Source organism: Agrobacterium rosae (genome assembly GCF_002915175.1).
GTDB classification, from domain to species: Bacteria; Pseudomonadota; Alphaproteobacteria; order Rhizobiales; family Rhizobiaceae; genus Agrobacterium; species Agrobacterium rosae.
This window is the reverse complement of record NZ_NXEJ01000012.1, coordinates 85,494-111,372: the sequence shown is the minus strand read 5'-3', so window position 1 is coordinate 111,372 and position 25,879 is coordinate 85,494. Positions and strand designations below refer to the sequence as shown.

The window sequence follows — 25,879 nt, the reverse complement described above, 5'->3', positions numbered from 1 at the left end:
AGTTCCGAGCCTTTCCGTCACAGCATTCTTGCCGCTCGACCGCTGCGCCGTGTGGCATTGTTGTAGTAGCTGGATGCTTGCTGAACAGAGCGATGGCGTGACTGCTCCATAGCCTCGGGCAGGGGAATGCCACGGTTCGCGGCCTCTGTCAGATATCCAGATCGCAGGCCGTGAGCGGAAAACTCCCCCGGTTCCAGGCCGGCCATAACCACACGCTGTTTCAGGATCGCATTGATGGCGCCCGATTCCAGCGCATGCTTGGACAAATTTCCCCAGCGATCGATCTTGCGGAAAATGCTTCCGCTATCGATGCGCGCGGCCCTCATCCATGCATTCAATGCATCGACGGGCCGCCCCGTTAGATAAACAACGTCATCGTTTTCACTTCCGGACGTTTTTGTGTGGCCAAGGTGAATGGAGAGCGAGGGGAGGGGAGGGGCGTTGTCGACGGCAATCGGGGCCTCGACGGTCAACTGCTCTTTGCGCAGCCCAGCGATTTCGCTGCGCCGACGACCGCCGGAGGCAAACGCCACCATCAAAATTGCCCGGTCACGGACATCTCGCAGGCTATCGGTGCTACAGGTCGCAAGGAGCTTTGTCAGGACGTCACCGGTCACAGCCTTGGCGCTTTTGCGTTTTCGCGGACGCGGGGTGGCACGGACAGCCAGTCGGATCGCTTGTTTGAGTGCAGGGGAGGAGAAGACGCCTTGATGGCCGCGCCATTTCGTCAGCGTCGACCAACTTGCCAGCCGCCTGCGGACCGTATCGGGTGCGTGAGGACCGATGGATTTCAGAAACCCTTGCTCGCGCAGAAGACGATCGACATTTTGTGGCATGCCGTGATCCAGATCGCTAATACGCTTTTCGGGATCCCACAGATGATGGGCAACGAATTTGAGCAAGAGCGCTTCGGGTGCCGGCCAGGGGAGCGAGGCTCCGGTTGCCGCTAGCGACCAAGCCTGCAGATAGGCAAGGTCAGACGTCAGTGCCCGCAGCGTGTTGGCACCCATGCCCTCATTGACCAGATGTCGAAGCGTCTCGATATCTTGATCGGTCAAAAGCTCCGCAAGTTCATCACGCCGCTCAATCGGCAACACGGCCGCTATGGTATCAAGTTCTTCCGCCCGCGCAGAAATCGTCCTATCATTAGTCGCCATGAGCGAATGGACCCAAAATCCGGATATCTTGCTTTCTGGCAGCTGCAGCAAGCTTGCGGTCCAGCGTGGCAATAGGCAAGCTCCTGTTCATGGCAAGTGCAAGATAGGCAGCGTCATAAGCACTGAGCGTGTGTTTGCTCGCGAGCAGAAGGACCAATCCATCGCTGCCTATACCGGCATCCTCCAAAGGCAGACGTCTGACCCGCTCCATTCCGACAAGGGCATCGCCCGCCCCGATCCGACCGCGCCGCTCTGACATTGCCAGAATGTTTCTGATTTCGAACCAAAACAGGGATGGGATAGGGCAGGTTGCTGCTATCGAGCCAATGACATCTTCAGCTTCCGTCGAAAACTCTTCGGGCAGAAGCCACGCGGCTGCCATGGATGCATCGATAATAAAAGTCATCAACGACGGCCCTCGTCGCGCCAGGACAAGATCTCGTCATGCGTCGATGGCATCGCCCGTGATCGTGCAGCTCGAACTTCGTTCATCAGCAGTTGCAGATCGCTTTCCTTACGGATCCTCGACATGCGAACGATCGGGTCGTTTCCACGCGAAATGATCACATCCTCACCCGCTTCGACCCGCACCAGCAGTTCGGACAGATGGGCCTTGGCTTCAGATACTTTGACGGTGGTGCTCATGGTCTCTCCAATGAACGCGTTTCGCACAAAATACGGTTCTTAACCGATGTGGTCAACCAGAGAGTCTGATCACCATCGATAATTGGTACTTATCGATGGTTACAAGGCCAACCTACAAAACCACGAAGTGACGGACACAAACTATCCACTGGTGTCCGTTTAGCAAATCATTTACCATGTTTTCAATGTCTTACGATCTTGCCAAATTACCCATCCAAAGCCTGCTGCGGCCGATTTCGGACGCGGCGTCCGCCCTGTCGCGCCTTGATGAGCGCATCGCCCGTTCTCCGGTCGGCGAGGGTTTTGTCGGACGCTCGCATTTCACTGACGCCTGCGCCTCTTTGTGGATCGACGGCGAACTTGTCCATCTCGAAGACCTCGTCCTCCACGACGCCACAAAGGATATTCGCACCCCGACCCACGAGCTGACCATTGCTCGCGATATCTTGCGCACGCGCCGGCGAATTGCCTCACAGCTGCCGGGCTGGGCGCTGTCAACCGAAGGCCTGCGCAGCCTCCGGCAGGCCCGGACATGGCCGGGGCAGGCGTTGCCTGCAGCATCTTTAAGTGATGATAGATCCGTCGCGACCGCCGACGACGCGCTGCCCGACATTGCCAACGGAGCAGGGGAGGGCAACGAGGATGACGGTGCGAGCACGCTTGCGGAAGAGTTCGCCGCCATCGACGCTTTGCTCGCCCGCTCCAAGGCCGCCATCGAGGATGCCACGCGACCTGCACGCGCCGTCGGCAACCGTGCGACGGCTAGCCGTCCGGCCGAAAAAAATCCGATGATCTATGATCTCGACTGGGATGAGGATCAGCGGCTCGACGAATGGCACGGTGTCGTGCGGCAGTCCGAAAATTTGCCGCCGGTGTTGCAGGCGATCGTCGCCCTCGATGCCTGGAATGAATTGGAGGTGCTGCAGCACGGACCCTGGCTTGGGCGGCTGCTAGCCGCCTCGATCCTGCGTCAGGCCGGCGTCACATCAGGCGCTCATCTGGCGGCCATCAGCCTTGGCCTGAAAACCATTCCTGTCGATCGCCGTCGTCATCGCGACCGGGAAACGCGACTGCTGGCCATTGCTCATGGTTTGCTGGCGGCCGCAGAGCTTGGCCTGAAAGAACATGATCGGCTGGCGCTGGCACGCACGATGATGCAACGAAAACTGGTCGGGAAGCGGACGTCGTCCAAACTTCCGCAGATGGTCGATCTGGTGATGGCAAGACCATTGGTGTCGGCCGGGATGATCGCCAGGGAACTGGGCGTTACGCCGCGGGCGGGGCTGCGGATCGTCGAGGAACTGGGCTTGCGCGAGATGACGGGGAGGGGGAGGTTTCGGGCGTGGGGCGCCTTTTAACTAATCGTCGTCGCCTTGCTCTTGCAAGACCGGACAGCCACTCAAATTAGCGGCTGTTCGGAGGTTGGATTATTCCAAGAAGCAACGGTAACTTGCTACTCTTGAAGTCCCAGTTGGATAGAGGCGTAAACCATTCAGGCGCGGGCTCTCCATCGAGCTGGATTACTTGATCGCCCTCGATCGTCTGGTCAGCGTAAAATCCGCTAAAGATCCGGCTCGCCATGCCGATGCCCTCCCAGCCCTGATCAGTGGGTTCTACAGGTGTTGCTACAAACTCGACGCCTGTAAACTGTCCATCTTCGAAAAGTGCCAATGGCCCATCAACTTCCCATTCGCCATAGAGAAGTAGGACTTGGGCGAGTTTGAGATCTTTCGAATCCGTCAACTCGATATCCCGACTATAAATCTTCGCCGATTCGATCATGAAGTTGGCCAGGCCTTCGTCACTAACGGAGCGTGGCATATCGGTGGCTGCGCCGAGGACGAGGCGCAAAGGCGGCTTTGTCATGATCATTTTCTCGCCGAGCCGCGCGAACTCGCTTGCGAGCATCGCTTGCTGCATTGAGACCCGCAGCCCGCCCGTGGGGGTCCGAAATTGGTCGACCGAGATCACGGACCAGAATCGCCAGGCCGACCAGTAGATCGCGAGCTTCAGTGGTGCTCCGACTGCATCTGCGTAGTCCTGGACTGACGCAAGGTAATTCCTAGACATCTTCAGCTCTTGTCTATGGGGGGCCTTGCTCCGCACGTTTTTGACCTCGACAAGCCATTGCTCGCCATCATCCAGCACAATGCGGAAGTCTGGAGCGCGCAAAGACTTCGCGGAATGTACGCGACCGACATCCTCGGTCTTCACGAGCTTGAATTGTCCGAGGCTCAGCAACGTCGCTTCAAAAAGGCGCTCCACCCTCGAGCCGTGAATCAATGCTGGATCGGCCAGTGCCTCCCGTAGACGCGGTGTGGCGTCTGCCATGAAGCGATCGATCAATGAAGGATCGCTAAGTTTGATTCTGTTACGCCGTGCAAAAATCGCCACTGATGCAAGCAGGTCAAAGGCCTTCTGCTTCTTAGGAGGTTCAGAGCGCCCTTCTTCGTTCACAGATTTCTCCTCGCGATCCTCATGTCCATTTTCTGTGGCGAGAACAGCGACGGCCCTGAATCATCCAATAACGAGAGGGCTTTATCGACGCTCTGCTGGAAATCCCGTGGAGCGGAGGGAATCATGAACTTACGCATTAGTTTTTCCGGGACGGTTATGCCGTGCATAGCCATCATCATGAACATCATAGTGCGCGTCATACCAAGCCTCGCTCTGCCTGGTGTGTCGGCAATTTCGAAAGCGAAGGTCATCAACAACGGCCCCAAACCATCACCCGACGGTGAGACTAGATTCACGGTCCCCGGCGCTCGGGCAGCTTCCAGTAGATGGCGTTTGGTTGATGAACTCCAGGTCCCAATCGGAGGAAGGCCCAGGTGCTTGAGGTGAAAGGTTGAAATAACGAGCGGCGTCGGCCTCAAATGACCGAGCGGGCCATGCACAAGCATTAGCTCGTTCGCAATTTCCCAAGCCCCCTGATCATATAATTCGTCAAGGAAACGGCGCGCAATCCCGAGCACTGCTGGGTTGGGTTCACGAATCCCTGCAGCCCAATGTTGAAGTCGTGTACGGCGCTTCAAAGCCGACAGGGCACAGACGGCATATCCACCGAAGCCGGGACGTGAAATCAGCCCGCAAATTGCGCCCAAGCCGTCCTCCGTTCGGTTACAGTCAGCAAGCGCGACTGGCCTCCCGCGGACCATCGCTAGGACGCAATTATCGGGGTTCCAATCCTGCAAGGAGGAGAAGCGTTCGCGTATGACTTTTAGTTTGAGTGAGAGAACGAACGATTTCGCAGCAGCCACGTCGTCATAGAGATATTCAATCTGTTCCATGCTGCCCCCGATTAAATTTGCACTCTCATCACCTAATCGTCGTCGAGTGTTCTCAGACGGGGCGGCAATGTCGCCAACCTCGGCGTCAATGTTGTGAGCCTCGGCGCTGGCCGAAGCTTCTCTTCCAACGCGGCGAAGCCTGCTTTGGTTAGGCGGTAGCACCCCACACTCGCATCTTTTGACCAAGGTGTCCGCGCCGCATAACCCTTCGCCACGAGACGCTCTGCCATATCCGCGCTGATAAATGGGATGCGTGTTATGGGCTCGTCGAAACTCGCTGCCTTCAAAGCATTTATCGCTTTGATGATGGACGGTGGTTCTCGCATTAGCTGAACTCGATCTGGAGGAGATTATCTCCCCTCATTTTAAATCTGCCGAACCGTAATGGATCACCATGTTCGCAGGTGCCAAATATCACTTCGGCGTCATCAGGCAGATGCGCGATCGCGTCTTGGATGTCCTTTACCGTCAGATAGCCGTCGGAGCTGCCGGAAATCATGGTCCCGGATGCTTTGTGTCGATGATTATAGTTGATCTCACTCATCACGCTGAGTCCCGCTCCGTTTAAACACCCAGGTGACAATAGGCCACGAGTGTGGTTCTAGCTCAAACCCTGATCATGTCGAGCTTGTTAAATGGCGACGATGAATCCACAACTATTAACAGGTGTAGCTCTGCCTGTGATTTGCGTCTGTCCATTGGAGAGTAAGCTGGTTGTTCCCAGTTACCTCTGCACTTGCTGAGAAAGTTCATTCCATGGATGAAGATAGGGAATTTGATCTGCAAGGTGCCGTGGAAGAAGATCCGTACGAAAGGGTTGATATCGCAGCCGGGGCCTTCCCCGGTGTAAGGTCTATTGCTTGGCCGATTGCGGGAAACCCAGGCGGCTTCGTGAGTTTTGACGACTACTGGGAATGGCGGACGATGTTCCTGTCCTTTTCCCTTCATAAGGCTGTCCCCAGAATCGTAACTGCAAAGTTTAATCGGGCGCTCAAGCTTCATCTTTTAGCTTGGATTGATGCAGATCTGTTCAAGGCAGGTGAACTCGTCGGATGGACCGCGCTGGAATCGGCTTTAACTGAGGTTTACAAAGGTTCGATACTGAGCAAGAGGCGATCAGAGGCAGCACTAGCCGGCTCGGCATTTTCCGAGAAGGTGACATTGGCCCAGATGCTAAAATACATGGTGATGGACGATGGTTTAACCGACGGCCAGATCTCGCTCGTTCTGCGAACTGGTGGTTCCATTGTTGACAGACTAATCGGCCGACAGCAGCCGGCCTTGAATCGCCTCCGCAACGATCTGGCGCATGGATAGCCGAAGGCGGTTAAGCCGACCAAAGCGGATCGTGCACCGTGTCAGGGTGGTAATGGCCTACTATGCAATCCGGAGACAGATCGCTTGATAGGCTGAAACCGCTTCCCGCCCCGGGGCTGAGTGCATAAGGCTGCAATTCGTCCACCAGCTCGCAGAACAGAATCTCTAGGATCAAGCCTGCAAACTCTTGTAGTGTGTAATCTCTGACCTGAGACATTGGGACGTCACAAATGAACAATGTCGGACGTCCGATCTCTTTCAGAATTCGCTTTATTTCTGAGCTGTTGCCTAGACCTATGCCGAGGCAGTAGAGATATTCACTTCCATAGACGAGATAGTGGCCCGAGCTGCCAGAGCTGGTAATTAGATTGCGCTCGTCAGCGCAAAAATATAGCCGGCCCTCCCGGCCACCCGTCACTTTTCGGGCGTCTATCTCGTTGATAGCGAGCTGCAGTCGTTCCTCAGTCGCGAATCTGAGTTTGCCGTTCAGAAAAAGGGATCTTGCTCGATCTTCGACTTCATCAGAGCGGAGAAAGCGCAGGCCGTTGTTATAGAACTGAGCCAAATCATTCGTTCGGGTACCGTGGGCCGCGCGAAAAAAGCGGAATTTCTGCCGGAGGCGCTGAGCGGTAAGCTCTTTAATGTCCCCGAGCTCTCCCGTCACTCCAAAAATCAGGTCGTCCAGCCAGCTTAGGTCATCCGATACGACAAACTCTGGGGGCGCTTCCTTGAATGCGAGTTTGACGTCGTGGGTGATCACATCGCCAAGGAGTGACCAGATTGTCTTCCGCCAGGAATTTACGCGCGGATAACAGAAAACGTCTCTTGGGACGTTGCCACGGAGTAAGGGATCTTCGGCTATCTCGCGATCCTCGTTCCCAGGTAACATCAACCCCGTCCGCTCGCATGTAGACCATTGGTAATTCATCAATCCCTCGCCAGTTCTGTCACGTCCACGCTACAGCCGTGTTTTTCGAGCAAAGCTTTTAAACGCACTACACGGCTATGCGGAATGGCGATCACGAGAAGCCGTTCAGCGCGAGAGGCCGCAACGTAAATTTTTCGAGCATCTTCTTCCCATTTCGCGGCCGGACTTCCCTTAAGAAAGTCGAGGATTCCACCACTTGTCTGAGTGGTCATAACCACGCAAACCCCTGGAAACTCCATACCCTTTACCGAATGGATTGTTCTCGCTGGAGATGATCGGAGAGGCGGCTGAGAAAGGACTGTCTCGAGGTTGTTATGCCTCCTCAATCTCTGGCCAATTTTCCGCGTGCCGACGAGACCGGTGCTGAGGACGGATCGCGCGCGCGCGAGCCAGTCCTCCGCTGTTTCGCCTTCGCGCACAACCAGGCCGTTTGCTATCGCAATAAGTGCAGGACGCCACCGACCATCGTCAAGGTTCGTCTCGGCGACGTGGGCGTGATAGCTGCCGAGCGATGGGATCTTTTCTTGGACGTACAGTACGGTTCGATGCAGATTGACGAGCGCCTCCTTGCGGTTTCCTGACGCAAAAGCAAAATGATATTGCATCGCCGCCTCTGCTAGAAGCAACGTCATTTCCTTGGTTCGGCCAACGGTCGGTTGCCCGATGGCATTATTTCCGGTTGGTCGTGTCGAGGCGATTAACGGTGTGACCTCTAATGGGATTTCGTACTCCTCGACTATCTTCTGATATGCTGCGCCTATCGCCGACGTGACTTTCGTACCCGGGTAGGACAGGATGTGAACCGGCGTGCTGTCATGTTTGTGCGGGCCAAGCGGCTTGTCGACTGTTGCCACGCCCCCAGGTGGCTTGAGGGCCACGACTGCTGCGCAGATCGCGGGCGATGATCTAAAATTTCCGGTCATCGATAGCTGCTGATCATCAGGAAACGTCTTCGCAAATTTTATCAGCTCATCTGCGACGCCGCCCCGAAACTGGTAGATCGATTGGTGCGGATCGCAGATGACTTTGATCGCGATTCCGGCCGTCCTCAACCATGCGACTATGTCAAGATCCGCGGGATTGCAGTCCTGAGCCTCGTCGACAATTACCTCGAAAAAGCGGGCGGCCAGCGCCTTTCCTACGCGCTCTCGAAAACTGCTATCTCCCAAGCGCTGTGACACGATCCAACGCACATCGTCAAAGTCGATCATCCCCTTGCTCAGAGCATTTTTCTGGGTGCGGATCGCAGCGGTTTCCCATGCGTTTATGTTGCGTGTCTCAACATCGAAACCCGCTTCTTTCAACGAGTCTTCATCGGCGTCTCCGGTCTGTCTATCGAAGAGGCGAAAAGCGAGTGGTTGAGCATTTGGGAACGGCACTATTTCCCAGTCGGATTTGTCTGGAACGAGACGGGGTAAAACGGCGATGCCCGGAATACCGAACGGTTGAATGAAGAACTGCCAGAGAAAGCGATCGAATGTTCCGAGGAAGCTTGGGAAGAGCGGCGCTGGCAGGACGCGTAAGCCTCTGAGGCGGGCTTCGAGCTCCTCGACCGCCGCGTTTGTAAATGAGAGAAATGCAACACCGCGGCGATGTTCCCCGTCTTGCAGTACTGTCCTCGCGCGCTCGACGAGCGTGCGTGTTTTTCCCGCCCCAGGGCAGGCGGTGATGAACGCCGACCCGGTATGGTTGATAATAATCCTCTGTTCTTCAGTCGGTGTGAAAGATTTCTGGTTCACGAGACCACGGCCTCAATCGCGTCGCCAATGTAAGCCGGAACCTTGAACGCCTCGCCATCCTCAATTCGCTTGGCCAGCATCTGGGCAAAATCGCCTTTCCGGGTCGTCTTGAAAATTTTGTGGATCGCCTTTGCTCGCGCGTCGCCCGACAATGCGACAGCCTTATCCCACTTTCGCCGCGACCTTGGATGAAGATCGAGGTACACGTTTCGGAGAATGTCGACGTTTCCAGCCTCGATCAGTTCGGTTTCCAGGGAGTAGATGCTGGTTATCGCCCTGAAGTGATCAATGCCTCCAAGCGACGTCGCCAGATCATCGAATTCTTTCTTCCGCCGCTCTCCAGGTATAACGGGATCGACGGTTTTCGCCTGGGTGTCACCTTCATCCTCCTCCCTCTTGAGCGCTTGCGCGACCTCTTCTCGGACTAAGGCGCTTTCACCGTTGTCTTCCGATATAGGTGATGGACCGACACCCGCGCTCTCGTTTATCTCGTCCTGCGCAGCGCCGTCGTCTTCTTCATCTTTATCCTCGTCGACCGCTCTGTCGCCGTCGGTCATAACAACAAGTCGATCGGCTATGCGTGCGTCGTTGATCGATGTCAGCAGCAACTTTATGTACGGAGCAAAATCGACACCGTCGATGGGCACGAAGACAGTCGACATGAATAGCCGCAGCTTTTCCGGGTGACTTTTCAACGTGTGGTGTTTCGCGACAATGGGAAGCAACAAAGCCTCCGCAATACCTTCTACGAGAAGCACGCGACCACCGAACAGGAGGGCAGCCTTGGTGACGTCGAGATAACGATCGATTTTCCGGCGTTCACCGTCGTCAAGGGGAAGTTGGCAAAGCGGAATGACGCGCGTCGATCTGCGCATCGCTGCGGCCGTCATTGTCGCGTCGACAACACCTTCCTTCAACTCGCCAGGGGAGGACGTCTCGGATGCCGCACTGCTCTCGATTACAGCCGCGTCGGCCAGCTGTGGCTCGGGCTCCGCTTTTTCACTATCCGAGGGAGGTACTGGCACTGCGACTGACTTGAACAAGACCAGTCTCTCGTTGGCCACCCACGCCGATAGGTTTGGTGAGTGTGTCGCGACGACAACTTGAAGCTCTCCGGCCAAGGATCCATCATCAGGAGGAGACGACCTAGAATGGGCAGCCTGATCGCGAAGAAACGACAGGACGGCAGCCTGTAGCTGAGGGTGCAGGTGTGCTTCCGGCTCCTCCACCAGAAAAAGGGTTAGATCGGCCGTCCGAACCTTTTCGAGTTCCACCGCAATGGTCGCCATGAACAGCAAGTTAGCATAACCATGTCCTGAATACCGCAGATCTTCCGGATCCACGCCGTGATCAGCGAGTTTAAAGCGAAGGTCGCGAGCGATGTCGACCAGTGCTTCATCCGATGCAAACCCAAGAGAAGCGGTTTGCCGCCGCACGCCGGAAGTCAGGGCTTGCAGTCCCTTGTCGACCGCACCATCAACCTTTTGAAGCACATCGTGCGATTGAGTGCGCGCCAGATCCTTTGCCAGTTCCGCTGGCGACGACCCATCGAGAAAATGCGTGAGGAGAGCCATGATCCGGGTCGGGTTTCCGGACGCGAGCGATCGCTTCGCATCTCTTAGGGTGGGAAGATAGACGTGGCGTATCATCTCATGACAACCCGGCTCGGGCGTGTTGCCATCTTTTCCCGCCCATAACGTTGGCCTAGCGCCAAGGCGGTCCGCTGAGAAGTTCAGTCCGAACGCGGCGCGCGTAAGAGAGACGTCCGTAGCCGCTGAGATTAGACGGCCTTGCTGGCCGGTGGACAGTTCCTCGAACTCGCCGACGATCTCGAAGTCCGGCCGCGTGCTTTGAAAGCGAATATCGGTTCCTTCGCAGTATATCTCGCGGCGGCCACCAAGCGGTATCGTCAAAAGCCGTATCGCATCGATTGCGTTACTTTTGCCGCCGTTATTTTCGCCAACGAAAACCGTGAGGTCTTTTTGAAGCTCAATCTCCGTCTCCTGAAACGAACGGAAATTTGCGAGCTTTATTTTTCTTAAGTACATCGAATCCCCCAAATGCCAAGACTGTAGCCGATCAAACAGAGATCCTCGACATCCCACGTTCGCAATCCACGAACGAATTTTGTCTTTCACCCTTGTTCTGTGGTTGCACTCGGTTTTGCTTGCGTATTGGCCGTGTTTTATTCAGGTCATCGACCATGTCTGAAACAATGCGATGCTTAGGGCCGGCCGATCGGCAACGTGCGATTGCCAACTGCGAGCGACGCCTTGTGACCCACGAAGAACGGCGATGGCAGATACGAAGTCACTTCTGGAGTTTGGCAACCTCGAAAATTCTATGTTTGAGACTTTGGACATTGAACAAGTTATGGTTGTTCCCTTGATGCCTGACGGTAGAGAGCAAGGGGACCGGCGTGAAGATTGGCGCTCGCGATGATTTCGAGAATAACTACATGGGCAAATTCCGGGCGCTGGCAGCTCCGCATGGCTTGTTTGTCGAGTATGAACGCGATCGTGCTGGCAGGGACATTGGTCTGCAGTTGACGCGCACAAACCAAGCTGGTGACGGCAAAATCGTCACCCCTGCATTGATCTGGTTTCAGATGAAAGGAATCATGGCCGGCACATTGGCCCTTGCCGACTATCAGAAGTCGGGAGAGGTCGTCCTTGACCTCGACGTCGCCCATTTGAGGTTCTGGTACCTCAATATCCAGCCAACGTATCTTGCTGTCTATGTGGAAAGCGCCGATCTTTTCCTCGCTATTGATCTGCAGAAATGGGTGGAGCGCAACTACGGTGAGGAGATACTTCGCCTTGATCAGAAAACGGTGCGCGTAAAGGTCGACAAGAGGAATGTTCTCGACGAGCATTTCTTCCGAATTGTGCTGGACCGCAACCTCGTCCCCGTTCTTAGGAGCACTTTGCGACGTGAGGAGGAGACGGGCATTGCTCGCTTCCTTCGCGATTCCTCTGTGGTTCATTGGCTGAATAACTGCAGAGAGGAAGGACGGAGTGCTCGTCTGATAGTCATCAAATGGATGTCGAAGATGCGGACCGAAGTGTATTTCGAGAGCAAATCTCCGGAGGGAGAATGGGAGCCATTTCGGACCCACTGGCAATTCTCTATGGGTGATTTATCCTCGGCTTTCCCCTACCTGGCCTTCAACCCGGCGCTCGAGGCAATGCCGGTCAGGTGGTCTGAAACGGACGAAGACTTCGACGGAATCCCCTTCCAAGTGTGGCACGAGAGTTTCTCCGTCACCGACACCTCTACCGGCGACGAGCTGGATGACGAAGAATTCGATGGAGAGTGCCTACTTGATCTTGGCAACGAAAGGTATTCCTACGGTGACATGGGCGGGGGCGAGATGATCGAACATCGCCTCGCTGTCGATTTGAACGAGACCGGGGAGCGATGGGCCACGACCCTGCAAGTGCTCGTGGAAGCCGAGGTGATGTCGGTGGAAACCGAACCGCATATGATTAGCGTCGCGCCATGGCACGCGCGCGATGTTTAAATGATATAGCCGTGGGGCGATAAATCGACCGATACGGACGGCAGACCCGAAACTCTCTCCATCGCACTCTGTTTTCACATCAATGTCGGGTGTCGATATGCTGACCGACGAGCGTCCCGGTGAATGTCTCGGATGGTTTCATCCATTGCCAGTATGCTAGGGTTATTCACCAGACGGACCTGAGGCTTTAATGGCTACGAACGCTGCGTCGAGGTCAGCGGCAGAGAGGCGAAATGCACTTCGATAATGAAATGCTTCTGGCCCAACCTCACATACGTTGGGTGGGTTCTGGGGTATAAGGGACGGGTCGAATAGCTCTGGCTCATTTCCGACAAGCTCGACATTCCCATGTTTGAGGACATTCACAATCTGGCGTAACCGATCTATCCCGACCTTGTCGATTTTGAAGAAATCGGAGGCCCTGTCGAAGACCTTGTCCTGATTGTAACGCATTATGCTTAGATGGAAGCAGGCTTGATGCTCCCAGTAGTGGTAAAGGATCAGCGCGAACGCTTCGCGAACGGCTTTGATCGATTGCTCCGACTGGAGCGCGATCTCGCCAAGGTGTTCAGCTTGGTATCGGGTCTCTTCATCATCTGCGTCGAAGTTAGGCTCCGACCGCAGCCGCTGCCAGCGCTGTTCCGATGTCGCTCCTTCAGCTTCAAAGGCCTTGATGCTTTCACGGTAGGCGCGCTCAATACTCCTGACGGCATTCAGATAGCTAAACCTAACCCAGTTCATTCAACTCGCCTCCTTCAACCGTGAAAAGCCTGGAATATATAGTTCAAAAGGGCATCCATCTCCGGGAACTGAGCCCGCAAGCTCCCAGGGTTGCCCCCAGCCTTCACGGCATCGAGGAAATGTTGTGTAGCCGCGTTCTTGTTTTCAAGCTCGCCTTGATATCTGGCAGCTGTCTTATTCCATGCCGTCCATCGAACAGGCCGTAGGTTGCCGCGCTCATCTGAAATGGCTTCACGGCCCAGGAAAAGTTCGATGGAACAAGCTGAACCGTTGATGTCCATGTTCCTAAGACCTTCGGGGCCGAGCGTCGGATAGTCGTTCCCGACCTCAACGTCAGGGAGAACCATTATCCGGATCGAAGGAGGCAGATTGGTCATCCGGTCGAGGAGATTTTTCTGCTCCCATCCAGCGGCGTCATTGTCGAAAAGCCCGATAGTCTTCTGTGTCAGCCGAACGCCGGCAAATGCCTTGATCATCTTGGTTACGGCCGAGACTCCGCCCTCAATCTTGAATTCCTCGAAGTCGATGAACTCATACATATCGGCAAACTCCGGATACATCGCCCGGATTGCTCTCGAGAGTATCTTCGTGTCGGAGGTCCCTTCCGTCAAAATTAGGACGTTCCCTGAGGCTTCGATAAAGTCGTATTCGTAATCGACAGGGAGAGCATCAATGTTTTCTCGGATCGAAAGTCCGGGGTCATAGTCGAAGCTTTCAGTGAATTCTGTCCAGATCATTTCCGGCTTATAAACATCGACGTAAAGTGCCAACGCAGCGAAACTGTCTGCGAAGTTGAAAATGTGGACCCCGTTGAAACGGAAGAATTCGTCAACCCCTGCAGCAGCCTGCTTCGCCTCCCAGGTTTCAAAGGTGAGGCCCTTCTGCTCAGCAATCTCTTTGGCGAAGTCTGGGTAGTCGCCGTTAGCGACTAATTCCTCCGCACGAGCTATATGGTGAGCGAATTCTCGTTCCCACAAAGCTCTGCATCGTTCAGCAGTGTAGCCCTGCACCTCCATACGGCGGCGAACTTTGGCGGCAGGTGCGCAGAAGTAGCTGATGACTTTCTCCTGGTCTGAATACCATTCGAGGGCCTTTGCTTTTACGACGGGGTGGGCGTCCTTGATCGGGCGCTGATAGAGGTCGGAGTCCGTAAAGCACAGTTTGGACGCGCCTTCCCAGTTGTATTCAAGATCGCGGAAAGCCTTGTCGTCTGTGTAGAAATCGCGCTCGCTCATCTCATCCTGATCTCGATTGATTCCTTCGGCATATCATTTTCGTCGGCCATTTGTCCCTTGCATCTCGTCGACCAATTATCTCCTAGGTAATCGCAACAATGGGAGGTTTTACCTGTGTCTAAACTACTTCACACAATCGCAAAGACTATTGCGTCAGCATTAAAGACGACGGAATGCCGAAAGCTAAACGTGAGCAATTGGATCCGTGATAAGACGCCGATAAGGGGATGAGGGTGAAGATGGAGCCGGAGAAGATCGAGGCGTTGTGGCGAGCGCTGCAAGGTCCTCTATCGAAGTCATCCGTCATTCCTCGGAGCATCGAAGATATCCAAGAGGTCTTGAATGAGAGTATGGCGGAGACGATCGTGTACGAGGATGCCCGGTCGATGGAAGAGATACTGAAGATGTTTGAGACGCTTGGAATTTTCAGGGCGACCATGGAGGGGCTGCGGTCGGCATAACCGAAAAAGTAACCACTCAATCAATCGAAAGGCGAAATGCTTCAACGTCGTCAGTGATAAGTTCGCATCTCTTCAAACGGAACTTGAGGCATTGAGGGATTTCGCCGTTCGGATCTTTAAAGTATTGATAACGATAAGCGGGGTTGATGGAAACATCGGGGTCGCGGGGTCGAATCTTGTCAAGAGCAAGCAAACCGTTGCTTTGGACCATCTCTTAATGACGATAACGTTCAAGAGCAGCATTGCGCCGATTCCCAATCCTTTTGCCGACCGTGATCGCCACGAACGCATCTTTCTTATGACACGAAAACATCGATCAAACCTCAAACCGCTGAGCCTCTATCTACCGCAGGCGTCCCAAATCCTTCGTGAATTTTCGTGCGACAACATCCCAGCTGAGGCGCGCCCTGAGCGCATCGCGGAGTTTCGCCGCCCGCTCGACCGCCGCCACATGATCAGAGAGGATGGCATCGACTTTCTCGGCCCAGGCTTTGATGTTTTCACTTTCCCCGCGCGTCACTGTTGCAATAGACGGTTCGACAAGCGCCTGATCGAGGCCCCCGTTAAGCTCCGGCTTAAGCAGATAGTGGGCAAGCCCGCTTTCCGAGGAGAGCACCACCGGCACACCAGCGGCAATTGCTTCGAGACCGGTCAATCCGAAACCCTCGGCAACGGACGGCATAACGATCAAGGCAGACTTTTCATAGTCCTTGCGCAGTTCAAGTGGGTCGGTCGAATAGGAACGGCAAAGCACGAACTGTGCGTAGTCCTTGCGAAACCCGATCCGATCGAACTCCTCGTCTGCCTTTTGCTTGCTGAAACCCCGGATCGAAAGCTTCGGGGTAAGTCCCGACGGCCAAGTCCGCGATTGTGCCACATGCTTGACAACATCACAGGCCAAGCGCCCGCCCTTGAGACTAGCGTCTTCCATCCGGCCCGACATGAGACACAGGTTCATTCGACGTCCGCTAGGGCTGAGCTGCATCGACAGAAGTTCGCTGTTCAACCCCGGGACCATCATCACGACCTCTGGGGGATCGTAAACCTCGGTGAGAAAGTGATCTTCGATCCTTGGCCCAATAGCAACTATCAAATCGGCCGCCCTTGCCAGCGCGACTTGTTCCGCGAGTTTCGCTTCTCCACCCAGAATAGGGCGATCAATTCCGTCGCGTGCATCCTTGAGGGCTTCGTTTTCCTGCGGAATGGTGTGAAGCATGTGAACATATTTAGCGCCGAATCGGGTGGCGATCGCTCGGGCATAAGATCCCGTTACGTGATCATGGCCTATGACGATGTCAGGCGTGGTTTCCAGATCGTCCCGTTCGCACAAAAGCAGTTGTTCGCGCCCGGTAATGCCTGCGGATTGCCTGGTGCGGACAAGCCTGACCGAGCGACCGATGGCATCATTTTTATCCACATCGCTGGCATCGACGACCAGGCACTGGATCCGGTGCCCGATGGTCGCAAGCGCGATACACAATTCGCGGTTCAGGGTCGAAATTCCGCCATGGGTCGAGGACCACTCTGTCGCCACCAGGAGTATGTTGCGGCGGCTCGCCAGATCCAGCTTTTCGGATGGTTCCGCAAAACGTGCTCGAACATCGATCCCCGCGGGAATGGGTATTGCCTGGTCCACATCCGGTGGCGACCCGGACGACGGATGCGGTTCCGATCCAGCCAACGCGATGCTCATGTCGGCGATCCGGGCCAAGATCTCGGCGGCATCTTCGCGCTTGCCCGCCTTGCTGCGTAGATTCTGTCGCGCTGCCCCGATCGACCAGCGCAGCTTGTCGGCCAATGCGGGCAGCGCACGCTGGATCCGGTATAGCTGCTCAAGTGCGGAATTTGTACCGAGATGCACGAGCCTGCCAATGACGGTGGCGCTCAGCTGCGCAACATGGTCCCGGACATCAAGCAGCCGGGCGCCCGAGGTCTCCGGCGGCTGATCGGGAAGCAGAGCCGCGAGATCTATGTAGGTCTGAGCAAGTTCGTATTCACTCAGTTCTTCCAGATGTAGCGTCCGGTCGAAGGAAACCTCTTCGGCCAATCCGATCCATATCGCTCTGGCCATTGCGGAGTTCGAATGGCGTAGCTCAAGAAGCATGTTCCAGTGTGCACCGGGACGTCTAATGCACATTTCGATCGCAGCACCAATTGCCTCCTGCCCCCCCGGCGACGAGGGCAGCGTTTGTTGCTCCGTAGCCGAAAGCGCCTTGCGCACGCGATCAACGGCGCGCGCCTCGTCATGACGGACAAGAAACGCCGATATATCGGCGCGCGCTGTTTCTCCTTTCAACCCGTCCACTTCGCGCAAGCGCTCAAGAAGATCGGCCAAGGAGGCATCAAAAAGGCTGCCGAGCAGGTCGAATACCCGCTTACTCAGTCCTTTAGAATGCTCGCCGAGTGCTATCTGTGTGATCGCATCATGGATCGCGGAGGGGGCCGCACGGTAGCTTTCAACGAGAAGTTCACGCTGCGCATCGCCGTCGTCGTCAAAATCGTTGCTCAGAAAGCCGATGATTGCCGGCGCCCAGGCTTCCCAAGTCTCCATTGGCAATCGGTCCAGTACCTCGTGCCTGCGCCGATAGAGGAGGGCCAGAGCTCTCAGTCCGGCATTGGCAGGACGGTGGCTGGTATTTGTGCCCAGCCAGCTTGAATCTGTGAGCGGTGCGGCGTTCAGGTAAAGCTCTGCTGTACGCAGGATACGGTCATGGTCGTTAGCGCCGAGCGCTTTCCATCCTGGAGTGCGTGTCAGATCTGCAGTGAATTCGAATTGCTCGTCATAACCCAGGACGGGATCGTAGAAGAGCTGGAGATTGAGTTCCCACCAAAGTCCCGCTTCGCCCCCTTCAATCCTGTCGAGGAGAGACGTCACGTTCTCTTGCCAGCGCGTTTTGGCCTCCTCCACGCGGCCAATGCGCTTACGTTTTTCTTCGTCGCTAACCCACTTTTGCCGCATCCGATCAGCGGCGGGCGAGCGAATAACGACCGCGTATCTCTGGGAAAGCAACGCAGCGAGTTGCGGAATTCGCGAAGCCATCTGCCAGACTGATGTCAGGCTGTCGAGCGGGATATTCTGTGCCAGATCAACGATGATCTGCGTCCATGCGTCGCAGATCCGCGCGCCGACATGCGGCAATCGCGTAAGGAGCGTTTCCAGATCCTCTGAGACGACCAGTCCGGGTAAGACCACCGAAATGACAGTAATAGCGCGTAACGGATCGAGCGACTTCTCCATTATCGCCTGCACCAGGTCGGCGCGCGCATCTGGGGTTTGTGGCCAGTTCAGGGAAACATTGCTTTGGCGAACCGTTATCTGGCCAAGTTCGTGGCCGACGTCGTTGACAAGCTCGGCTAGCAGCTGCCTGACATTCACGTCGGCAGTCTGCCTCGCTACGGCCGAAAAAATCCCCTGCATTACCCCCAGAAGTTGGCCATGATCGCGTTGATCGACATCGATACGCTCGCGCAGCCAGATCAGAGCGTCCGCCGCCATCTCCGATGTTAGATCGGGCGGGACAAATCTGTGGAGAAAGAGCTGATAGGGTCCAATGAAATTGAGCTTTCTCGGGACGCTCAGCGCGCCAAGCAGTTCACGGAAACTCAATTCGTCTGGCCAGTAGAGGTCGAGCAGCGCACCCCTAAGCCGATCCTCGTCATCTCCTTGCAGCTCGCTCGCCAAAAGCGGCTTCAATCGCAGTCTGGCAAAGGGGCAGTCGAGTTTCACGCCTGCCCGCAACGCAAGGTGACGTAGGATCGCGTCCCGAGTAGTATCGAGCGCAACGTCGATCAGCGTATCGGCAAGCTCAACCGACCCGGATGCAACAGCCATGTCGATGGCGGCACGCCGTTTGAACGGCGTGGCCTCGTCATTGGCGATAACGGGACGTAGTTGTTCTGCGAGGCCGGGATGGTCGAGCCGTGCGAGCAACGGCTGGAGCTGGTGATACTGCTCGAGAAGATCGTCGTTTCCAATGCGCTGAAGGAGCGCGCTGGCAAGACGTGACTGTTGGCTGGCATCGAGCGTCGTCGCCTGCGCCCGCAACAGCACTTCCGGCTGGCGTTCGAGCAAAAGATCAAAAAAGGTGGGTGACAAAGAAGCGACCCAACCCGCCATTTCAAGCAGCTGGAGCGGGATGCCACCTGGTCCGGCGACCTCCTTGACCGCCACCATCGAAAAGATCTGCTCGGCTGAAAGCTGATGATCGACCAAGTAGCGAGCCGCAAGAAAGTCGCTCAGGATCCGGTGCGACCATTCGAACACGTCTGGCTCAAGCTCGGTGAACAGACCGGTGTGGAGGCAGCGCGCCATCATCGCCGGCGTCACCACGAAGGGGCCGCTCGCGGCCGGTTCGGTTCCTCCGGCGATATTAGATACCGGCAAGGCGTCACTGAGAGACCTTGCCCCTGGCAAGCTCAGTCGCGGGTGACCCGAAAAAAGGCAGGCTGCGGCCATTCGGCCAACAACCCGCATAAGCTTTTCGAAATCTTCTTCGGGCGCATTGGCGAGTACCCCTTCTATGGCATAGGGGAGGAGGTCGCCCGGTTGTTGAGGCGCAACAGCGCCTGTGCGATACCGAGCCAGAAGGAGCTTAAGAAAGATCGGCAGGCCAGCAAGCGTCCGCAGCTGCGGCGCAAGAAGTCTCTCCGCCAAATCTATCCGTTTTTGCTCATCTTCCTCGACTTGCGCTATGGCTTGCTCTATCGCCGGGCGATCGAGCGGTACGAGAGCAAGCTTGCGAAGGGTTTCAGAGGGCCAGCGATCTTCGAAAAGACGATCGAAATCCTCGCTCCAGCCCGATGTCCGGCAAGTAACGATAAACCGCAAACGGCCGGTTTCCCGATGTGTCTCGAAAAGACGGTCCAGAAATCCCGCCAACAGAGTTGCTACTTCTTTTGAAGGAGCGATTTCGTCCAGGCCATCGACAAGGATATGCCAGGGCTTCCGATCACCCGACCAGGCAGCGTGATGGGGTGAGGAAAGCAGTCCATCGAGTGCGGCGGCAAAATCCGGCGCCCGCCCGTGAAGCAGGTCCACCGCCATGCCGTCGTCACGCAGGTGCGATGCCCAGCGGTCGATTTCGTTTGTCTTGCCGAGTCCCGGTTCGCCAAGCAGAACCAGACAATCGATATCCGTAACATTGCGTAGCTCAACCGTCTGGCCGGCATCGAACGCGACATGACCTCCCCGCCGCGCCGACAGCCAGGAAGTGGTCCAGTCTATCGGCATCCAGCGACGGACCCAGTTGAATACCGCTTGACCGTAATGCTTTGCGATTGCCATTTCCCCGCCCCAAACTTGCTCAACGTAGGTACTATTCCGATTCGACTAATAGACCCATGGATCTCGTAATGCACGGCCAACTCAAGGATTTGGTTACGAGAGGTTCCTCACGCCAACGGCTCGTGTGCGTTAGGGGCGGTGAGATTGAGGATTTTCTCAGGGCCCGCTACGGGTTGCGGGCAATCGATCAGCCCATGAGATAAAGCTAGACTGGAACAGAACCCGAAGAATCTTGGCACCAAGATAGTCGTAACAAGTGTGATCGCAAAGCCGGATCCAAACACGCTGGCGATACGCCGAACCTGATTGCCACCCCTCTCCGCGATATGTTGGGCTTGATCTGCAAACCTGTACGCTGACACAATAAACGGCTGGCAGAGATGCAAGGACGCCGACCGGAAAGACTATCCCACTCGAGGAGTTCCTCAACAAATCTTGAAACTAGACGATCTATCGGCTAGGCGGTACGGAAGGCTAGAAACAGAGTATCTGGGTCAGATCCGGCCTTCAAATAGGCGGGTATACGCACATCCAATTTCGATCCTATTGTCGTAAGTGTTGCCTCGACTAGGTGTACAAGAGGGAGTTTACTGTCATCTCTAAAGAGACGCACGGGCTTTTCCAAACATCCTTGACCGCGCCGCCTAGCGGAAGTTTCCCCTTGCCGCCCGTTGAGACCACCCAGATGTCTCTGCCGTTCGGCGGACTTTCTTGGGAGAACTTCGAACGTCTCTGCTACCGTCTTGCTATGAGGGAAGGATCCTTTGATCACGTCGCTCGCTATGGACGACAAGGGCAGCAACAGGAAGGTATCGACATCTTTGCGAGGCTTCCCGATCTACGATATGTCGTGTGGCAAGCGAAACGCTACAAGGCATTCGGACCGACGCAACTCGCGAAGGCCGTGAATATCTTTCTGGCGGGTGATTGGGTTGAGCGGACCGAGACCCTGATGATCGCCGTTCAGGCTAATCTCGACGACACCGCAGTGCAAGACGAGATAGAGATGCAGACTGCCATCCTGCGAGCGAAAGGAATTTCGCTTTTGGTGCTAGGCGGTGACAGCCTTGTCGAGAAAATCCGGCCCCACCAAGACCTTGTTCTCTCTTTTTTCGGGAGAAACTGGTACTCGGTCTTCTATGGTGAACTTGCCGACACTCGGCTAATGACCCGCTTGGATGGCGAAGAGTTCGCGCGTGTGCGGGATCAGCTCTACCGCCTCTATACCGCTCGTTTCAGCGACCTGGACCCAGGAATGGTAGCCGCTGATTTCAGTGGTCAGCAGTACGACCATCGGTCGGTACCGTTGCTTGACCGTTTTACGATGGCAGACGTCTACATGCGTGAGCGTGTGGCTGTACCAATGGGTAATAACTATTCCGCGTCGTCGCCGAGCGTTAATGAAATGAGATCACGAGAAAAAGCTCCCGCTGTCCGTGAAGAAGTCCGACGCATGGCGGCGGCCGATTGGTTAGCAGATGGCGAACATATAGCGATCGTTGCTGACGCAGGCGCAGGCAAGAGCACGCTGTTGCGGGCGCTTGCCTTGGATTTGCTTGGCTCGCAGTCGATATTCGCCAAGGCCGCAGCGCGATGGGGTGAGCGGCTCCCGGTCCTCGTGTCGTTCTCCAAATGGGCCCGGCTTACCTCGGTCAGAGGCGACGAGATCGGGCTGAAAGATGTGATCGCAGCATCACTTCAGCCGCTCCTGACTGCCAGTTTAGTGGATATGATCAATAGGGCAATCGAAGAGAACAGGGTTCTCCTTATTGTTGATGGCCTGGATGAGTGGGCGGACGAACAGGCAGCACGCACAGCATTGCAGAGCTTCTTGGCTTTCGTGCAAGTCCATCAGGTGCCTACGGTTGCCTCCGGACGCCCACACGGTCTGCGGAAAATTGGCTCTTTGCCCCAAACCTGGAAGACCGGCCAGTTGGCGCCTCTATCGGCCATTCAGCAGAGGCAGCTTGCTTCCAGTTGGTTCTCACATGTGAAGGGCGAGCGAGAGCACGAGAATGAGGGCAATCCATCACTGTTGCAGTGGCAGGCAGACCGCTTTCTGAACGAACTCCGCTCGGAACCTGCTCTCGGCGAACTCGCCCAGACACCGTTGCTATTTGTAGGGTTGCTCTTTCTGGCCCTTCGAAGGGTCGCTCTGCCTAGAAATCGATCAGAAGCTCTCCGTTCCTTGATTGAGCTCCTGCTGGAGATCCATCCTGCCACTCGCGCAACTGCGGCGGGAGATGTTCGCCCAAGGTTTCAGGCATCCCCCTCGCTTCGGTTACGACAGGGCGCATTGGCGGCGCTGGCCTTTGCGTCTCGCAAGAATGGCAGTGATGCTGGATACGCCTATAACGATGCCCGAAATACAGTGCAAAACTATCTTGTTGATCAAGCTGGGCTTGACCCGATAAAGGCGGAGACTGCAACCGACGAGCTACTTGCTGTCAATGCGGAGACGGTTGGTCTTATCGTGGAAAAGGGCCCGGGCGAAATCGGCTTCGCTCATGCCAGCTTGGAAGAGTTCCTTTCGGCGCTTCATATCCAGAGCTGGCCATTCTCGAACCTACTCGATTTCATACGATCTGAGACAGGAAATCCGAGATGGAAGAATGTCCTCAGAAACGTCGTCGCCATAAACGATAGGGCAAACGAAATTGATGATATTGTTGCGGCCATCGAATCCGCTGATCTGGATCCGATCGGAAGTGCTAATCGGCGGCAATTGCTGGCAGAGATAACATTCAGCCCTTCGCCAATGAGGCCACACACAGCAATCCGGCTGGCTAAGGGGGCATTCAGAACCATCGAGGGTGTGGCAACGGGGTCTGAGAAGGCGGAACTCGCCCGAATCGTCGTAAATGGACTGAGTGATCCAACATTATCACCCTTAGTCGAGCGCCGGATCGCAAGATGGGCGCCGCGCCGTGTCTCCTACACCGCGGAAACCTATCAGGCGATGGCAACATGGGATGCAGACGACGAAACCTTCGATGCTCTCGCCGGCGGCCTCTGTGACGAGGACCGCTCGGGCGCACGCGCGGCCGCGATGGCAATCGCCCGCCGTTTCGGCGGAGATCCTGCAAGGAAACAGGAACTCGAAAAGCTAGCTGGTAGCACTTCAAATATAGAAGTCGCTGCGTCAGCCATCATGGCGCTCGTAATAGGATGGGAGGAGGTCGACTTCTCCAATCTGATCGAAAAGTCGATGAACAGCGGAAGCCCGTTGCTAGAAGCCGTTGCGATATGGTCGAAGGTTCGGCGCAGGCGACATACCGAATCCGACCGCGCGAGCTGCCTGAAACTGGTCGCCTCTTCGTCAATGCTTGATTTCCGGGATCAAGAGATCGCGCGCGACGCGCTCTTTGAAGGCTGGAAAGATGATGATATTGTCGTAGATCTAGCACTCGCGAGCCTTAACGGGCTTCCGGAGGATATGCTCGACAGAGCCTTCGCTGCTTTCTACCTGATGCGCACGGTTCCGGGTAGACCCAATATCAAGTCATGGATACTTGACCAACTTCAAAAAGACCACCCTTTTCCGCTTTTGTTCGGACAGGAGTGGGACGCATTGGTCCCATTTTGCGAAGCGGATTCAGATATTCGGGAGGCGACAATCTGCGTCGTACTCAGTGGCAATCTTCTCCATAAAGGCAAAGATTTCTGGCCAATCGTTGCAAATGTGAAGGACGAACGACTGCGCGACCACGCTATTGAAATGGTTCGCGGTTCAGAGACATTCGCACCCTATTGGAACCTTCTGCCGCTGCTTAGGGGTTGGTCGACAGACCCCGCTGTTTTGTCACTCAAGAAAGAGGTCCTTGAGTGGGCCGACGATCGGCTTGGCATGCTCGTTGCGTTGTTGCCAGAGCTCTATGACAACGCCGAGGATGCTCGAACGAGGTTGTTAAGGATTGCAAAGGAATGCAGCACTTCCCGTATCGATCTCATCGTGCATGCACTGGCGGATCTCGGCTGTGACGGAAGCGATGACGAGGCGACGCGGATCGTCATGAACGCCGCCGGTGAAGTTCCGCTTCCCGCACGCGAGCCGGTTTTGCTTTACCTCGTTTTCAAAGATCATCCGCTGGTCGAAGCGGCCGCAAGAAGACGCCTTGAATTCCCTGATCCCCCTTTGTCGTTACTTGCCCGCGCATTTCCAAAGGATCCCGCCATTCGAGAGCACATTCTGTCTATAGCTCACTGCGCACCAGTGGAGGTACGCGCCGTCATTGGTAGCGCAGCCGCACTGGGTGCCGATCGTCATCCATCGTTTCATAAGATCCTAAAGACTTACAGGGATGAAGTTGATTTCCCGCTCAAGGTTCAACTATCGATCGACTATCATACCTTAGGCCGCGCTGAAGGCCTTTCAGATCAACTCATACCGAGGCTAGTGACAGAACTCGAACGGCCCGATATCATGTTTGAAGATCAGCGAGCAGCTACATTCGCGGGACTGTTGATACAAGGAGCGCCGGAGAAGCTTCTTGACGTCAAACTCGGCCGCAGAAGGATCCTTTTATCTTCACTCGTCGGTGGGGGGACCAGTGCCGCGCTCTGTAGCTTGATTGTAGGTCGTTGGGAGGAGTTGAGGTCATCGCTTGGTCCGAGTTTCGTTGATAAACTCTCATCGGCAAATGGTGATGAGGTCGCTTGGCATGCGCTTTCGCCATACGTCGCTAGCAACCCGTGCGCTAGTCAGGATTTTTTCGAATGGTGTCGGACCGCCGAGAGCCTCGGCCCTTCTTCCCTGAAGGCACTTGCTGACCTTTATCCAGGAAATGATATTCTATCTCGACATGTGTGGGACATCTTGGAAAATTCCGGGCGTTACCGCAATTACCCTCCCATCAACGTCGTGGCCGCTGCAGAAATTCTACGTGATCAGTTCCGCACAGACGACTCCATCGAAAAGATCCGGCGTTTATTCAGAGAGGACAACGAGGTAGTCCGCGCGATTCCACTCGCGATCATTGCCCCAGGAGATCCGATGCTCAGGGAACGCCAGATTGCGATAATTGATATTGGAAAAGAATACCGCGACTGGCTTAGTGCTGTGGTTCTATCTGCATATCTTGATGATTCCGCTGAGTTTTGTAGAGTCGTACACGCAATGTCGGAGCGGGATGTCTATCCAGGTCACCAGGGACAGGAGGCGATGACGAAGGCAATTGTCGAAAGGCTTTCGCGCGACGAGCAGGCTGCCGCCATCTTAAATCGGAGCCTCCAAAGCCCGCTCAGTGCCAAGGCTTTCGCCGCAAGCGCCATGGCACTAGTGGCAGCTGGCCGTCTTGATCCGACTGGCCATATTATTTGTTACGACAAAATGGTGGAGGAATATGGACGCGACGGGCCACCGCTTGCTGTGCTTGACATTATGCGCGATGAAACAAATTCCTTCGCACATCTGCTAACGGATATTGTGCGGACGAGAGCACTCTGAATGTATAGCTAAGTCATTGCTTTATAGATAAATTGTTTTCGATCACGAGTTCGAAACCTATCACGGGCGTAGGGCGGGGAACCACGATTAAGGAGACGGTGAGCTTCGGCTTG

General features: G+C 55.6%; 17 protein-coding genes. 5 read left to right on the top strand and 12 right to left on the bottom strand.

Annotation, left to right across the window (positions count from 1 at the left end; all coding sequences use genetic code 11):
* Nucleotides 1-17: 17 nt before the first annotated feature.
* Genes CPJ18_RS23245 through CPJ18_RS23235 form a run of 3 tightly spaced genes read right to left on the bottom strand, consistent with a single transcriptional unit; the run spans nucleotide 18 to nucleotide 1,802 of the window.
* Nucleotides 18-1,157, bottom strand: coding sequence for a tyrosine-type recombinase/integrase (locus tag CPJ18_RS23245; protein ID WP_103660177.1), 1,140 nt, complete (start codon nucleotides 1,155-1,157; stop codon nucleotides 18-20).
* A complete protein-coding gene (locus tag CPJ18_RS23240; protein ID WP_103588163.1) occupies nucleotides 1,147-1,563 on the bottom strand; it encodes a type II toxin-antitoxin system VapC family toxin in 417 nt (138 codons plus the stop codon). The genes CPJ18_RS23245 and CPJ18_RS23240 overlap by 11 nt, the downstream gene beginning before the upstream one ends.
* A complete protein-coding gene (locus tag CPJ18_RS23235; protein ID WP_062451728.1) occupies nucleotides 1,563-1,802 on the bottom strand; it encodes a type II toxin-antitoxin system Phd/YefM family antitoxin in 240 nt (79 codons plus the stop codon). The genes CPJ18_RS23240 and CPJ18_RS23235 overlap by 1 nt, the downstream gene beginning before the upstream one ends.
* Before the next feature lie 176 nt (nucleotides 1,803-1,978).
* Between CPJ18_RS23235 and CPJ18_RS23230 the strand changes: the two genes are divergently transcribed.
* On the top strand, nucleotides 1,979-3,160 hold the full coding sequence (locus CPJ18_RS23230) for an RHE_PE00001 family protein (protein ID WP_103660176.1): 1,182 nt from the start codon (nucleotides 1,979-1,981) through the stop codon (nucleotides 3,158-3,160).
* 46 nt (nucleotides 3,161-3,206) lie between these two features.
* Here the strand turns inward: CPJ18_RS23230 and CPJ18_RS23225 are convergent, their stop codons facing one another.
* From CPJ18_RS23225 to CPJ18_RS23210, 3 genes are all read right to left on the bottom strand, one after another.
* On the bottom strand, nucleotides 3,207-4,259 hold the full coding sequence (locus CPJ18_RS23225) for a hypothetical protein (RefSeq protein ID WP_103660175.1): 1,053 nt from the start codon (nucleotides 4,257-4,259) through the stop codon (nucleotides 3,207-3,209).
* Nucleotides 4,256-5,092: a hypothetical protein gene (locus CPJ18_RS23220; RefSeq protein WP_103660174.1), complete on the bottom strand. Its 837-nt coding sequence runs from the start codon at nucleotides 5,090-5,092 to the stop codon at nucleotides 4,256-4,258. Before CPJ18_RS23220 ends, CPJ18_RS23225 begins: the two co-directional genes overlap by 4 nt.
* Before the next feature lie 325 nt (nucleotides 5,093-5,417).
* The gene (locus CPJ18_RS23210) at nucleotides 5,418-5,636 is read right to left on the bottom strand and encodes a hypothetical protein (RefSeq protein WP_103660172.1); all 219 of its coding nucleotides are present in this window, start codon (nucleotides 5,634-5,636) and stop codon (nucleotides 5,418-5,420) included.
* A gap of 212 nt (nucleotides 5,637-5,848) precedes the next feature.
* Here CPJ18_RS23210 and CPJ18_RS23205 point away from each other — a divergent pair, with 212 nt between their 5' ends.
* Nucleotides 5,849-6,409: a hypothetical protein gene (locus CPJ18_RS23205; protein WP_103660171.1), complete on the top strand. Its 561-nt coding sequence runs from the start codon at nucleotides 5,849-5,851 to the stop codon at nucleotides 6,407-6,409.
* Nucleotides 6,410-6,419: 10 nt separating this feature from the next.
* On the opposite strand, the gene CPJ18_RS23200 is transcribed toward CPJ18_RS23205, so the two are convergent.
* Genes CPJ18_RS23200 through CPJ18_RS23190 form a run of 3 tightly spaced genes read right to left on the bottom strand, consistent with a single transcriptional unit; the run spans nucleotide 6,420 to nucleotide 11,214 of the window.
* Nucleotides 6,420-7,298 carry a hypothetical protein gene (locus CPJ18_RS23200; RefSeq protein WP_146258718.1) on the bottom strand — a complete coding sequence of 293 codons (879 nt, stop codon included), beginning with the start codon at nucleotides 7,296-7,298 and terminating at the stop codon, nucleotides 6,420-6,422.
* A 38-nt stretch (nucleotides 7,299-7,336) separates the two neighbouring features.
* Nucleotides 7,337-9,076, bottom strand: coding sequence for a UvrD-helicase domain-containing protein (locus CPJ18_RS23195; protein WP_103660169.1), 1,740 nt, complete (start codon nucleotides 9,074-9,076; stop codon nucleotides 7,337-7,339).
* A complete protein-coding gene (locus CPJ18_RS23190) occupies nucleotides 9,073-11,214 on the bottom strand; it encodes an ATP-dependent nuclease (protein ID WP_245445471.1) in 2,142 nt (713 codons plus the stop codon). Before CPJ18_RS23190 ends, CPJ18_RS23195 begins: the two co-directional genes overlap by 4 nt.
* Before the next feature lie 281 nt (nucleotides 11,215-11,495).
* Between CPJ18_RS23190 and CPJ18_RS23185 the strand changes: the two genes are divergently transcribed.
* Nucleotides 11,496-12,599 (top strand): DUF4365 domain-containing protein, encoded by a 1,104-nt coding sequence (locus tag CPJ18_RS23185; RefSeq protein WP_103660167.1) that lies wholly within the window; start codon nucleotides 11,496-11,498, stop codon nucleotides 12,597-12,599.
* A gap of 162 nt (nucleotides 12,600-12,761) precedes the next feature.
* Here the strand turns inward: CPJ18_RS23185 and CPJ18_RS23180 are convergent, their stop codons facing one another.
* Nucleotides 12,762-13,340: a hypothetical protein gene (locus CPJ18_RS23180; protein ID WP_103660166.1), complete on the bottom strand. Its 579-nt coding sequence runs from the start codon at nucleotides 13,338-13,340 to the stop codon at nucleotides 12,762-12,764.
* Between the two features lie 14 nt (nucleotides 13,341-13,354).
* Nucleotides 13,355-14,575 (bottom strand): HEPN/Toprim-associated domain-containing protein, encoded by a 1,221-nt coding sequence (locus tag CPJ18_RS23175; protein ID WP_103660165.1) that lies wholly within the window; start codon nucleotides 14,573-14,575, stop codon nucleotides 13,355-13,357.
* A gap of 239 nt (nucleotides 14,576-14,814) precedes the next feature.
* On the opposite strand from CPJ18_RS23175, the gene CPJ18_RS23170 reads away from it, so the two are divergent.
* Nucleotides 14,815-15,036 (top strand): hypothetical protein, encoded by a 222-nt coding sequence (locus CPJ18_RS23170; protein WP_146258717.1) that lies wholly within the window; start codon nucleotides 14,815-14,817, stop codon nucleotides 15,034-15,036.
* Nucleotides 15,037-15,379: 343 nt separating this feature from the next.
* Here CPJ18_RS23170 and CPJ18_RS23160 read toward each other — a convergent pair whose 3' ends face one another.
* On the bottom strand, nucleotides 15,380-20,320 hold the full coding sequence (locus CPJ18_RS23160; RefSeq protein WP_103660162.1) for a glycosyltransferase: 4,941 nt from the start codon (nucleotides 20,318-20,320) through the stop codon (nucleotides 15,380-15,382).
* A gap of 661 nt (nucleotides 20,321-20,981) precedes the next feature.
* On the opposite strand from CPJ18_RS23160, the gene CPJ18_RS23155 reads away from it, so the two are divergent.
* On the top strand, nucleotides 20,982-25,766 hold the full coding sequence (locus CPJ18_RS23155) for an NACHT domain-containing protein (RefSeq protein ID WP_146258716.1): 4,785 nt from the start codon (nucleotides 20,982-20,984) through the stop codon (nucleotides 25,764-25,766).
* Nucleotides 25,767-25,879: the final 113 nt, after the last annotated feature.